Genomic DNA, 13,122 nt, shown 5'->3' with positions numbered 1-13,122 from the left:
AATGCTTTAAGAAGCTATTTGATTCAGTAACTGTTGAGCTTGTTGCTGTTGTTCCGTTGAAAATTTATTCGATTTTTCAGCGAGCAGACGACGAGCCGCTTCATAAGCGCCTAACTGAATGTACTGTTGGGCTAAATCCAGATTAAGTGTAATTTCATTGACCTCACACAGCTCAGGGAAGGACTGCACTAAAGGATCTTGTAAATTTATCTCTGTTTGTGCGCTAGCTGGTGCAGATTCAGTCAGATCTTGTGTGATGGCCTGTTCAGTTGCCAGATTTGTTTGTTGCCGCTCGAGATCAAATGATATTGCTGGTGCAGCAATGTCTGGCTCAATCTGCGGTGCTGCTTGAGTCGATGTAGATGGCTCAAGATCAAATGAGAATTTAAATTCAGGTTGATCTTCAGTTTCAGACTTTTCCTCAGCGGCTGTAACGGCCGGTTCGGTTGTAGAAGCAGTGTTTGAAACTGGGTCCAGCGCGAATGAGAATTCCAGATCTTTCAACTCGGTCACTGCAGCTTCAGCTTCTGGTTTTGCCGTTGAGATTTCTTCAGCTTGTGGCTTTAACTCTAAACTGTCGGACGGAGAGCTTACAGTTTTTTCTTTTACGGCAGGTTCAGACGCGGGTTCAATCGTTTCAGAGCTAATGCTAAAGGATTTGAACTCTAAGGGTTTATCTTGTTCGAGCGTTTCTGGTTGGGCCTGATGGCTCGCTAGAGTCGGCTGTTTATCTTGAATCAGGGCATCAAAATCTAAACTGTTGTTTAGATTGGATTGAGGCGTAGCATTCAAAGATGCAGCGACAGGCTGATGTTCATTTGTTTCAGCTTGAAAAGCATGTTCTTTGTCATATTCAGCTTTTTTCTGTTCAGCCTGAGCTAGTGTCTCATCTAGCTCTAAAGAACGTAAATGATTGAAGAGTTGACCAATAGCAAATTCATCTTTTTGTTGAAGATGAACTTCGAGCAAGAGTAAATACAATTCATGTTGCGAATTATCTTTATTCAGGGCCTGATTAATCTGAGCTTCTGCGGCAAAAAAGTTGCGGTCACGAATCAGACCCTGAATTTGAGTGCGTAATTCATTATTGAGTACGGTTGCCTGTTTGTGCTCAATAACGGGCTCTTCTTCCACAACTTGTGCTTTTGCTGGGGTTTTCCGTTTGCTTGCAGGTGTTTTAGCTTTGTTGCGTGCCGCCGCCGTTTTTTTAGGTGCCGTGTCGGCTTCTTTACTTGCTTCGCGCTTTTTTAAAACAATTGCGACGACTAACAAAAGTACAAACGGAATCACATAAATCAGCATGTTTTACCCCTTATGAATCGAATGCAAATTTAAGACACTGATTCTAATATCAAAATTATATAACACTTTAGCTGTTTGGCTTTTTCTGTGCTTGTTGTGCTTTCAACTGTTGTTGCAATTGTGCAAGACGAGCATTTAATAATTGAATTCTTTGATCCTTTTGACGGAGTGCCAATTCCAGCTGGGTTACGTCTTTCTGTAATTTAACGGTTTTTTCTCGTGATGTCATAACTTTTAATGACAATTCATTTGATATTTGTTCGTTCTCAGCTTTCTGTTTGGCACTGCCATTGGTGGATTCTGGATTTTTTTCCGCTACGAGGCTCATTTCGGCTTGGTTAAGGCGGTATTTGGCTTTTCCAGACTGTTTTGCAGTTGTCGTCGTCGGGTTCACCACCTGTTTTTGCGGCTTGTTGGTGTTGGTCTGTAGGTTTAAGGTTGCCCCGCGACGCAAGCGATTAATATCGCCTTGAATAAAGGCATGGGTATTTTCAGTTTTAATTTGTTGCATCACTTCGCCAATGGGACGATTTTGCTCAGTAGCAACCCGTTGTGCAATTGCCCACAATGATTCGTTGTTTTGTACCACATGTTGATTGGACTGTGCAGGTTTAGCGGCTACTGGTGCAGGAGTGGACTTTGCCGTTTCAGCTGCAGGTGTTTTCGCGGCTTTTGCGGGAGCAGGAGCCGGTGCTTGGGCAGCATTAGCCGCAAGCTTCTCGGCCTCAACCCGTTTTTGATATTGCTGGACCAAAGGATCTGCCGATTGTGTACTTGCTGTCGTTGCAACATTAGTTGCTTGTTTGGTTACAGCGTTCGTTTTCACGTTTGTAGTTGTGGTCTGCTCGCTTGGAGCAGATGTATTGGCCACGCTTGACACCACAATCGGGGCATCATTTGTGCTTGGTCGTGCTTCGAGTTTTACAGGTTGGATTTGATTTTGAGCTGCAACCTTTTGATCCGGTATTGCAGGACTTTGCGCTGCCATGACGGGTGGCTGTAATTGGGTACTGGTTGGTAAATTTAGCGCAATATCCTTTTCACTCACAATCATGATTGGGCTGAGGACTGTTTCATTGGCCTTGGCATTGAACCTAGGTTTAGGCAAGGCATTACGCTGAATTGGTGTACGAATATGCTGTAAATGTACCGCATTGCCTTCTTGAATTCTGACCACAATATTCAGTTCAGATTCAGTCAATGGACGTGAGGACGTAATAGTAATGACCCCTTCACCGGAACTGCTTTGGCGTGAAAAGAAATTTAAATGACCAGGTGGCTGATGCATGACACCAAGCGAATTTAAATCTTCAGGCGTCGCTAAGCTGACCTGTACAGGAGCATCGGTTTTGGCATGATGGAACGGAATTTCTGCGTAAAGTAGTTCCCCAGGCGCAGACTGAATTTGTAATGGCTCTATGCTAATCGCATGAAGGTTCTGCGATGCAATAATGGCGAGAATAGCTATTTTTAATTTGTTATATACAGTCATCTTAGTTTTTGACTCTGGTCATATATCGCAACGAGAGAATTATACCTTACCGAGATGTGGAGGAATTGTAAATGGATAACATTCTAGTTACATAAAAAGCCGATCATATTTGATCGGCTTTTGTGTGAATAATTAAAAATACTTATGCATTTTTAAAATCAATCAGAATGCGGAGCATACGGCGTAACGGTTCTGCAGCACCCCAAAGCAGTTGGTCACCAACTGTGAATGCACCTAGGTATTCTTTACCCATGTTCAGTTTACGCAGGCGACCAACAGGCACAGTTAAAGTTCCTGTGACTGCAACTGGGGTAAGATCCGTCATCGATGCTTCACGGGTATTTGGAACTACTTTAGACCAATCGTTGGCGCTGGCAATGATATCTTCGATCTCATCAAGCGGAACATCTTTACGAAGCTTTAAAGTTAAGGCTTGTGAATGGCAACGCATGGCACCAATACGCACACAGTGGCCATCAATTGGAACGATCTGTTGATTACCTAAAATTTTGTTGGTTTCAACCTGACCTTTCCATTCTTCTTTCGATTGACCGCTTTCTAATTGCTTGTCGATGTACGGAATGAGGGAACCTGCTAAAGGCACACCAAAGTTAGCAGAAGGGAAGCCTTCGCCACGTTGTAGCGCTGCAATTTTACTGTCGATGTCCAAAATCGCAGATTTCGGGTCATCCAGTAAATCTTTGGTGTTGTTGTACAAGTAGCCCATACCGGTGATCAGTTCACGCATATTTTGCGCGCCTGCACCAGAAGCCGCTTGATAAGTCATGGATGTTGCCCATTCCACCAAATTGTTCTGGAATAGACCACCTAAGCCCATCAACATCAAGGAAACGGTACAGTTGCCGCCAACAAAGGTTTTAGTGCCTTTAACTAAACCGTCTTTGATCACATTCATGTTGACTGGATCAAGCACGATGATGGCTTCATCATCCATACGAAGCGTTGAAGCAGCATCAATCCAATAACCGTTCCAGCCTTCAGCTTTCAGCTTTGGAAAAACCTCAGAGGTATAGTCGCCACCTTGGCAGGTAATAATGACATCCATTTGCTTCAGACTGTTAATGTCTGATGCATCCATAAGTGCTGGGGCAGTCTTACCACCAAATGCAGGGGCTTCACCACCTGCATTACTGGTAGAAAAATAGAATGGCTCAAAGTGAGCAAAGTCATTCTCTTCAACCATACGTTGCATAAGGACGGAACCAACCATCCCGCGCCAACCGACCAGACCTACTTTCATGTCATTTTGCCTCGGTGCGTTAAAAAATTAAAAGGGGTTTGAGTGTATCAAAAGCGACCACAACTGCAAGCACTACATAAGTAAAACATCAATATAATTGAGAGAAATAACTTGTTTATGATACATACAAAATTGATAAAGTTCGGGAAAATCAATTCTGCGAACAGGATAAACCGAGAAAAACAAAATGATCTGGGTGGAAATCTTGGCGATGTTGGTGGTGGTCTTGACCTTTTGGTCACTGATTCCCCGAGATGAATGGTGGATTCGCGGTGCGGATTTTCCAAGGCTGCAAATTTTGGCCATCGGAATATTGGCTTTTATTTTATTGCTTTTCAGTCCAGCTGATTGGGATATGGCACGTGAGCTGAGTTTAGTGGCATTAATTGCCGCTCTGGCCTATCAGTTAAAAATGGTTCTGCCTTATACCTTTCTCTGGAAAAAACAGGTGCAAACGGTTTCTGCTGCGGACTTAAAACCCGATCGCCAAATTTCCCTGATCGTATCGAATGTGCTGACACAAAATACTCAATATCATTTATTGATTGAACAAATTTTAACATTGAAGCCCGATCTGGTACTCACTTTGGAAACCGATCAGTGCTGGCAACAGGCCCTAGAGGTGATTGAGGCGGAGTATCCCTATCGCGTCCCGATTCCATTAGATAATTTATACGGCATGCATTTGTACAGCCGTCTAAAATTATTAGAGCCCGAAGTAAAGTTTATTCTGAGTGATGAAATTCCCTCGATTCATACCACAGTGGTGCTGCCTTCAGGGCAGCCCGTGCAGTTGTATTGTCTGCATCCCAAACCGCCGAGTCCAACAGAAGCCAAAGATTCTACCTTACGTGATGCTGAGCTGTTGATTGTGGGAGATCAAATCAAAGAATTGGATCAAAGCTGCATTGTGATGGGGGATTTAAATGATGTGGCATGGTCGAGAACGACCCGACTGTTTCAGCGCATTAGTGGTTTATTGGATCCTCGCGTCGGGCGGCATTATGTCAATACCTTTCATGCCGACTATCCCTTTTTTCGCTGGTCTTTAGATCATGTCTTTCATAGCACAGACTTTGCGCTGATTAAAATGCAGCGTTTACCGCATATTGGTTCGGATCATTTCCCGATTTATGTGGAGTTACAGTCGGGGCGTAAATTTGAACAGCAGCAACAAGAGCTTGAGCAAACCGATGCCGATGAACAGGAAGCTCAGGCAGCCATTCAAGAGGGGATAGAAAAAGCGGAGCAAGAAGAAAAATGCGTGACCGATGAAATTGCGCAAGATTATAAAAAGTGAGAATTGGTCGGCAAATTCAAATCAAAATAGTGTACGAAATTGCTTACAAAGGTTTAGGTCTCTGACGAATGGTCGGATGAACAGATTTATCTTATTCTTATTTCATCAGCACACGGAACAGGGAATGGATAATCCCACTAAGGAAGACAACGCTGAAGGAAAACATCACGGAAATGATGGCAGGTTAGGATGACCGCACGATAAAACAAAAATGATGATTGAAAGCACAACCTCATATGCCCGAGTTTTGCAGGATGCAGAACTCGGGTTATGTGTTTTAGTCTAGCTGAAATTTATTTCATCATGATGACGATTGTAAAACCTGTTGATAGAGAGCCAAGGTTTGATCACACATATCTTGTAAGCTGAACTGCGTCACTGGGGCAACATGTTTAGGATGGTCAATATGTTGCTGAATTACTTGCATTAAGGTAGCTTGATCATCAACCGGAATGAGTCCTTCTGGATAGAGCTGAGATAAAATCTCGGCAACCCCTCCGCGATTCCAGCCGACCACAGGTGTGCCCACGGAGAGTGCCTCTAATGCGGTACGTCCAAAAGTTTCGGCTTGATTCGACAAGGAAAGAACCACATCACTATAGGCCAACCATTCGCGAATGTCTGAACGGTGACCGACAAAGGTGATGTGATGGTCTAAGCCCTTAGCTTGAATCGTCCGTTCCAGTTCATCCAGATAAGCCGCTTTTTTCGGATCTGCACCACCCACCACCACTGCATGTAAATACGGATAGTGATCTTGCAGTTGCTGAATGAGTTCAATTAAGGTCTCATGTCCTTTTAGGCGAGTAATCCGCCCCGGGAGACACAACAAAAATTTGTGCTCCAGTTGAGGATAGTCTTTTAAGGTATGCTGGATCCACTGTACCGAAGGTTGATAACCATGCGGAAAAGCTTTGGGATCAATACCACGATAAATCCGTACAATATCTTTAGGCGGACAATTTTTATAGTGATCGGTAATGTATTGCACCACACTATCTGAAACAGCAATGACCTTTTCTGCTTGGGTCATAATGGCGCTATAACGGTTAATAGAATAAAAGCCATGCACCGTGCTGATTAAGTGGGGACGATGTGCGGCAGGAATGCCTTTTAAGGCAAAATGAGTTAACCACGCGGGGACACGGGAACGGACATGTACGATGTCTGGGCGATGTTGCAGGATCAACTGTCTGAGTGGACGAATCTGCCATAAACTGGACAGTGACTTTTTGTGAATCGGCAAGGTTAAGTGAGTCGAACCTTCTGCTTCAAGCTGCGCCACCAGACGACCACCATTGGAAACCACCAGTGATGTATGCCCTTGACTGACTAAAGCTCTGGCAATTTCGAGCGTACCACGTTCAACACCACCACTATTGAGTTCAGGAAGAAGCTGCATCACTTTCATTGGATTTATCCTTATTTGAGAGGTTGCGCTGTTCAAGTTACCGAAAAACTAAAAACAGCGTGTGGTGTCGGAACCGAATTTACTCGCCAGTGACTTAGCTATTTGTAAATCTTTTCATAGCCTTCTGGGCGGGTTTTAAAGCGGCGGTGGAACCACATGTATTGGGTTGGTGCAATGCGCAATTGTCGCTCGATAATCTGATTAACTCGAGTTGCATCAGCGACTTCGTCTTCACTTGGCAAGTTTTCAACAGCGGGTTCAATCAATAAGTGATATTGAGGATTGGCAACATCGCCATGACGATAAAAATATAAAGGCACAGCCACGGCCTTCGAAATCTTTAACAGACGTCGATGTGCCGTGACGGTTGCAGCTGGAACCCCAAAGAAGGGGGCCATGACCCCTTGCTTTAAACCAAAATCTTGATCTGGGCTATACCAGATGGCATGTCCATTTTTTAAATTGCGAATTAAGCCACGCATGTCGTCATGGTCAATCTGATTTGCATAAATCGTGGCACGACAACGGTAGATCAGCATGTCTAACAAAGGATTGTTTTGCGGACGATAAACCACATCGGGTTCAAAATATTGTGCGCATAAATAACCACCGGCATCCAATAAAGTGGAGTGTGTCCCTAATAGCAATACACCTTTACCTGCGGCTTGTGCCGTTTGAATATGTTCTAAGCCTTCAATGCTGACGCGGTTTTTAAACCATTGCGGGCAATACCAAGCATTTAGCGTCTCAAATACCCCGAGCATCTGATCGACAAAAACTTGACGTGCATTGGCTTGAAGCTGTTCTGGACTCCACTCAGGAAAACACACTTCCAAATTACGCACGGTCGTCTTGCGGCGTGATTTCAGTTTGTTAAATGCAACATTGCCTAGAAAAGTGGCTAAACGGTGCTGTATGGCCCACGGTAAAATTGCCAGTATCATCAGAAATACAATGCCAAGCCAAATGCCCCAATATTGAGGCAGCAGAAAGGACCATTGAAATTCACCGGGCTGATAGTCTGGCTTATTACTCATAACTGATGAAAAGCTTAGAAAAGAAAGCCTTGAGTTTAGCATGAAGCGGAAATAATTGGACACCATTGGGCTGAAACTGGGGCAACTTGAGTGCTTGACGTGATTGTTGCTCTTAAGTGTTCAATTGAGCGAGTTTTTACAGGGCAAATCAGATTTAACAGAATGAAATAGCGAAGTGATCACTTCTGAGAGGTGAATCAGAAAATCACCCTAAAATTCAGTGTAAATGGCAAAAGATTTATGAAAAATTGGGTTCTGTTGTCTCTGCTGTGTAGACTGAAGTGCAAGGCGTTTATTTTATTCCAATCAGCAAAAATGATTATGCTGAATCAACCCTAGCGTACTAATGTTAAACTATTTGATATTGTTAAATCACTGTAGCGATTCATGAGAAATGAAGCACTTGATACCGCCAAAGCTGGACTAATTTTTTTAGTGGTGCTGGGGCATTTTCTGGAACGAATGATCGGGTGGTCGCAACCTGCGAGTCATTTAATTCTGGAAACCATTTATGCAATGCATATGCCTGCTTTTATTTTTATTTCCGGTATGTTGTATAAAGATAAAAACTGGTTGAAAAATATCATCTTCTTTGTTGCTTTATTTGTGCCTTTTCAATTGTTGTACTTGGCGTCTAATGCTTTGATGACTGGGCAGTGGCATTTTACCCTATTTGAACGACCATATTGGTTGATGTGGTATCTCATGGGCATGATGGCATGGACCTTATTCATGCATGTGTTTTATCGCAGTCAATACGTCTTATTGTGGGCAATATTAGTCGCGTTCGGAATTGGTTTATCGCCTTGGAATAATTATGCCTATTCGATTGGTCGAATTGGGGTGTTTTTACCTTTTTTTGTACTGGGATGTCGTTATGGGCAGCGCATATTAGAAGCGTTACAGCAGCAAAAGCATACGTTTTTGTTGGGAAGTGTGAGCCTTGGTATGATTATGCTCATTCTGTATTACACCCATCTCAGCCAGTTCTGGTGGTATGGCAGTTTAAGTTATATGCAACTTAAAGTAGACGTCTGGCAGGGCAGTCTGATTCGATTTGCCTGTATGCTGATGTCGAGTTGGGGCATTTTAACCCTTTTGACCTTATTTCAAGGTCTAGGCAGCCGATTTACGGAATTAGGAAAAAACACCTTGCCTGTATATTTATTACATGGTTTTGTGGTGATTTGGCTGGCGCACTGGATACAGTTGGATGCTCCAATTGCCATCAAAATTGGAGTTTGTGTGGTACTTTCGATCATGACCTGCTGGGTGTTGAGACAAAGTGTTTTTGATCAACTGTTGCGGAAACTATCGTTGTGGTTAGTCAAACCGAGCAGTAGACTTTGGCAAAAATAAAATAGATACGGTTGCGTCAGAACCGTTGATAATATTAGTTATTTTTTGAAAATTCGAATCTCCTCAAATGCCTGCCGAACAGGCATTTGAGGTATAAAGCATGGCTGAATTAATTGCCTTTGCTCAGATTTTCCAGTTCATCCCAGCGTTCCAGCTTTTCCAGCAAGAGCTCTTCAATTTCAGCCAAACGCTGTGAAGCCTTGGTTGCTGCTTCGGCATCGCTGACAAACCATGAACCATCTGCCAATTTATCTGAAAGTTGGCTTTGCTCAGTTTCTAAAGCCTCGATTTCTGCAGGCAAGCTATCCAGTTCACGTTGATCTTTATAGCTGAGTTTGACCTTTTTCGGTGCAGGCGTTGCTGCTGCTTCAGCTTTGGCTTGTGCTTTTTTCACGTCACTTTTTTGATCAACCACTTTCTGATCTGGGCGTTGTTCTAAGTAGTCTTGATAGCCACCAATATATTCATCGATGTTGCCTTTGCCGTCAAACACCCAAGTTGAAGTCACGACGTTGTCCATGAAGGCACGGTCATGCGAGATTAATAACAGGGTGCCTTTATATTCCGCCAACATTTCTTCTAAGAGTTCTAGCGTCACCATATCTAGATCGTTGGTAGGCTCATCCATCACAATTAAATTGGACGGTTTGAGTAACAGTTTAGCCAATAGAATACGATTTCTTTCACCACCAGAAAGGGCTTTGACAGGTGTACGCGCACGTTCAGGCGAGAACAAAAAGTCTTGTAAATAGCTGTAGATATGGCGACGATTACCATTTACATCGACAAAGTCAGAGCCTTCGGACACGTTTGCCATCACAGTTTTTTCAAGGTCAAGTGCATTACGTAATTGGTCAAAATAGGCAACCTCAAGCTGTGTCCCTGTTTTGACTGAACCGCCATGCTCAATTTCACCCAAAATGGCTTTAATTAAGGTGGTTTTTCCTACACCATTATCCCCAACTAGGCCGATGCGGTCTCCACGCATCACCAACGCAGAGAAATCCTTGATCAGTGCTTTGTCATTGTATGCGACACTGAGATGCTCAATATCAAACACCAGTTTGCCAGAGCGATTGGCATCTTGGGTGGCCATACTGACTTTGCCTTGTTGGAAACGACGTGCTTTGGATTCTTCACGAAGTGCTTTCAGGGCGCGAACACGACCTTCATTACGGGTACGACGTGCTTTAATCCCTTGGCGAATCCAAGCTTCTTCTTCAGCCAGTTTTTTATCAAATAAAGCATTTTGTTTTTCTTCGGCTTCCATTTGTTGCGCTTTAAGATCGAGGTAGCGCGAATAGTTGCCTTCGTAGCTACGCAAAGTACCACGATCTAGCTCGACAATACGGGTCGCAATACTGTCCACAAATGAACGGTCATGCGAGATAAACAACAACGTTAAATTGTTTTGGTCGAGCAAGAATTTCTCTAACCATTCAATGCTTTCAACATCTAAATGGTTGGTCGGCTCATCCAGCAATAATACGTCTGGTTGCGTCAATAAAGCGCGAGCCAACAGCACACGACGCTTACGTCCACCCGATAAATCTGCTAAATCAGCATTCGGATCCAGTCCCATCTTGCTTAAAATGGAATTAACTTTATTTTCTAAAGCCCAGCCATCTAGCAAATCCAATTTGTGTTGCAAATTGCCCATGCGATCGCAAGCTTCCATATCACCTAAGATGCAGGCATCACTGGCTTCGTGGTATGCTTTAAGCACGATGGCTGCTTCGCCCGCACCATCGGCGACGATATCGGCCACTTTGCCAGAATCCATAGGAACGTCTTGTGCCAACATGGATACGGTTAAGCCATTTTGAATGGATACTTCGCCGGCATCGGGCAATAAACTACCTTCAATCAGTTTAAGTAGCGTAGACTTACCTTCACCATTACGGCCAATCAAACACACTCGTTCGCCACGTTCTAGGTTAAAATTCGCGCCGTCGAGCAAGGCAGGTCCACCAAATGCAAGCTGGACGTCCCTTAAAGTAATATAGGCCATAATGTTTCCTGAAATCTCAAATGAGGACTTTAAATGACTAAACAAAAAAATCTAGATAATCAGGCGTCATTTTCCGCACCCATTGAAGATTTGCAAGTCCGAATTGCATTTTTGGATGATTTAGTTGATCAGCTGAATGATCAGGTGGCACGCCAAAATCTCGAAATCGCTGATTTAAAGAAACAAATGCAGTTATTGTATCAGCGGGTAGAGTCGGCTGATATATCGGAAGGCATTGAAGCTTTTGATCCTTTAGCCAATGTGCCTCCGCATTATTAATCTTGTCGGCAGCATGAAGATGTCTCTGTTCATGAGCCTGATTTCAAATGAGGGAACGCCGGGCGAGGCTTGACCTTTTGTCCGCTTCCCGTTCTAATGCACGCTCTTTGCTTATCTCTCATGACTGTAAATTTATGTCTGCTAAAGCGGTTTTGTTCGATCTAGAAAATAATATGCCAACGGCAAAGATGTTACGCGATCTCGTGGAGCATTATCCCACCTTGTATTTGTTTAACTGTAAAGGTCAGTTTACATATTCGTTGGAAGATCTAACCGAATTTGCAACTTGGGTGAGCAGTGGTCAAGTGGTGATTTTAGAGACTGCACAAGCCAAAGAGAAAGAGTTTGAATATGCCGTTTTAGTGGGGCAACTGATTGCTTTACTGGAACCAGATACCCATGTGGAAGTGATTTCTGCGGCAAAAAGCAGTGTGCTATTAATTGAGTTAATGCAAAGTTCATCTTTGAGTTGCAGCTTAATTCAAATTCAAGATGCGGCGGAAATCAGCAAACCCAAATATAAAATTCCAAGTCTGGATGTCATTCAAAGTAAACCGTATTTGAAAATGGTCAAGCAGTACTGTGATGCCTTGGCCAAAATGTCGGGTAAACCAAATACCGTCGATTCATTAAAAAATTCAGTGATGAATATTTTGCATGTGGTGCCTGAAAAAGCGCAGCACGTGGTCGGCATGTTGATTAATCTGAAAATCGTCAAACGTTATGATGAACAGATTAATTTTCGTAAAAAAGTCTTAAAACAATGGGCACAACTGCATTTGGCGCAAGATCAGGCTGAATTGGAGACGTCTCTCAATCTTGATCAAGCGGTAGAGCAATTGCAGACTGCGGCTGAGCAATCCTGTTCAGCGCTAGAGACTCAACATGCACAAGAGGCCTTATTTAAGGACTTTGGAAAAATTGATCCTGTGCAGCTTCAGGTCGCCAAAAAACTGCGCGAACTGAAAAATGATAAGCCTAAAGACATCTATGCCTTACGCGATTTACTGGAACAAATGTTTCCCAAAGCAGATATCCGTTTGTTGCTCAAAGAGTTGATTGAGAAGGGATATATTTACTGGAATGGGCATGAAGTCTTATATAGTCATGAAATGTTCCTGAATTAATTTCGTCGTTGTAACTTGCGTTTTATATTGTGCTTATGCAAATCTAATAAAAGATAAATAAGGTTTTGTTATGGAACATACAGGCATTTGGGTTGCTGTGGTCATTGTGGTTTTTGTGCTGGGATCAATTTTTGGTCTCCGTGTCAGTCCGCGTGAAAAGGCTTTGGGCTTAATGCGCGAAAAAGCACGCAAAATGGGTCTACACCCACGTTTAGTGGCAGCTCCCGATTGGACCAAAATTCCCAAAGCATCTTCAGATCGTGCCAGTATGGTTGCATACTATAGCGTACTGATTCCCGATGCGCGTTTGCCGCTCATGCGTGCCCGTGTTGAAGATCAGCAACTTAAGCTCGTGCATGGTGATGAAAAATTTAATAATTTTCCAATTGCATTAAAGGGCATTTATGCTATTGATATGCAGGCAAACTGTGTAGGACTCTATTGGGATGAAGAAGCTGATTTAAAAGCAACCCAATTAGAAGACATCAAAGCATATTTACATTCTTTGGCTGAACTTTAATTTTTAGATTCACTGAAATAGGA

At 43.2% G+C, this 13,122-nt stretch carries 11 protein-coding genes; 5 read left to right on the top strand and 6 right to left on the bottom strand.

Annotated elements, in window-relative coordinates; all coding sequences use genetic code 11:
• Positions 1 to 6: 6 nt before the first annotated feature.
• The 3 genes from fimV to asd form a co-directional block, all read right to left on the bottom strand.
• Positions 7 to 1,302 carry a T4P machinery localization factor FimV gene (gene fimV, locus AC6CHI_RS08630; protein WP_498120723.1) on the bottom strand — a complete coding sequence of 432 codons (1,296 nt, stop codon included), beginning with the start codon at positions 1,300 to 1,302 and terminating at the stop codon, positions 7 to 9.
• 67 nt (positions 1,303 to 1,369) lie between these two features.
• Positions 1,370 to 2,794 (bottom strand): FimV/HubP-related protein, encoded by a 1,425-nt coding sequence (locus AC6CHI_RS08625; protein WP_498120722.1) that lies wholly within the window; start codon positions 2,792 to 2,794, stop codon positions 1,370 to 1,372.
• Between the two features lie 142 nt (positions 2,795 to 2,936).
• The gene (gene asd, locus AC6CHI_RS08620; protein ID WP_458892632.1) at positions 2,937 to 4,055 is read right to left on the bottom strand and encodes an aspartate-semialdehyde dehydrogenase; all 1,119 of its coding nucleotides are present in this window, start codon (positions 4,053 to 4,055) and stop codon (positions 2,937 to 2,939) included.
• Between the two features lie 187 nt (positions 4,056 to 4,242).
• On the opposite strand from asd, the gene AC6CHI_RS08615 reads away from it, so the two are divergent.
• A complete protein-coding gene (locus tag AC6CHI_RS08615; RefSeq protein ID WP_498120721.1) occupies positions 4,243 to 5,355 on the top strand; it encodes an endonuclease/exonuclease/phosphatase family protein in 1,113 nt (370 codons plus the stop codon).
• 301 nt (positions 5,356 to 5,656) lie between these two features.
• On the opposite strand, the gene AC6CHI_RS08610 is transcribed toward AC6CHI_RS08615, so the two are convergent.
• Together AC6CHI_RS08610 and AC6CHI_RS08605 are read right to left on the bottom strand one after the other, a co-directional pair.
• Positions 5,657 to 6,766, bottom strand: coding sequence for a glycosyltransferase family 4 protein (locus AC6CHI_RS08610; protein WP_498120720.1), 1,110 nt, complete (start codon positions 6,764 to 6,766; stop codon positions 5,657 to 5,659).
• A gap of 98 nt (positions 6,767 to 6,864) precedes the next feature.
• Positions 6,865 to 7,803, bottom strand: coding sequence for an LpxL/LpxP family acyltransferase (locus AC6CHI_RS08605; protein ID WP_498120719.1), 939 nt, complete (start codon positions 7,801 to 7,803; stop codon positions 6,865 to 6,867).
• A 387-nt stretch (positions 7,804 to 8,190) separates the two neighbouring features.
• Between AC6CHI_RS08605 and AC6CHI_RS08600 the strand changes: the two genes are divergently transcribed.
• Entirely contained in the window at positions 8,191 to 9,162 is a 972-nt protein-coding gene (locus tag AC6CHI_RS08600) for an acyltransferase family protein (protein ID WP_498120717.1), read from the top strand.
• A 109-nt stretch (positions 9,163 to 9,271) separates the two neighbouring features.
• On the opposite strand, the gene AC6CHI_RS08595 is transcribed toward AC6CHI_RS08600, so the two are convergent.
• On the bottom strand, positions 9,272 to 11,173 hold the full coding sequence (locus AC6CHI_RS08595; protein ID WP_498120715.1) for an ATP-binding cassette domain-containing protein: 1,902 nt from the start codon (positions 11,171 to 11,173) through the stop codon (positions 9,272 to 9,274).
• 33 nt (positions 11,174 to 11,206) lie between these two features.
• Here AC6CHI_RS08595 and AC6CHI_RS08590 point away from each other — a divergent pair, with 33 nt between their 5' ends.
• The 3 genes from AC6CHI_RS08590 to AC6CHI_RS08580 all read left to right on the top strand — a co-directional run bounded on the left by AC6CHI_RS08590 (position 11,207) and on the right by AC6CHI_RS08580 (position 13,099).
• Entirely contained in the window at positions 11,207 to 11,452 is a 246-nt protein-coding gene (locus tag AC6CHI_RS08590) for a SlyX family protein (protein WP_458892638.1), read from the top strand.
• 134 nt (positions 11,453 to 11,586) lie between these two features.
• A complete protein-coding gene (locus AC6CHI_RS08585; protein ID WP_498120713.1) occupies positions 11,587 to 12,579 on the top strand; it encodes a hypothetical protein in 993 nt (330 codons plus the stop codon).
• A gap of 70 nt (positions 12,580 to 12,649) precedes the next feature.
• Complete coding sequence (locus tag AC6CHI_RS08580; RefSeq protein ID WP_458892640.1) at positions 12,650 to 13,099, top strand: ammonium transporter; 450 nt, start codon at positions 12,650 to 12,652, stop codon at positions 13,097 to 13,099.
• Positions 13,100 to 13,122: the final 23 nt, after the last annotated feature.

The organism is Acinetobacter sp. GQ146 (assembly GCF_059758585.1).
This window is presented reverse-complemented; position numbering and strand designations above follow the sequence as displayed.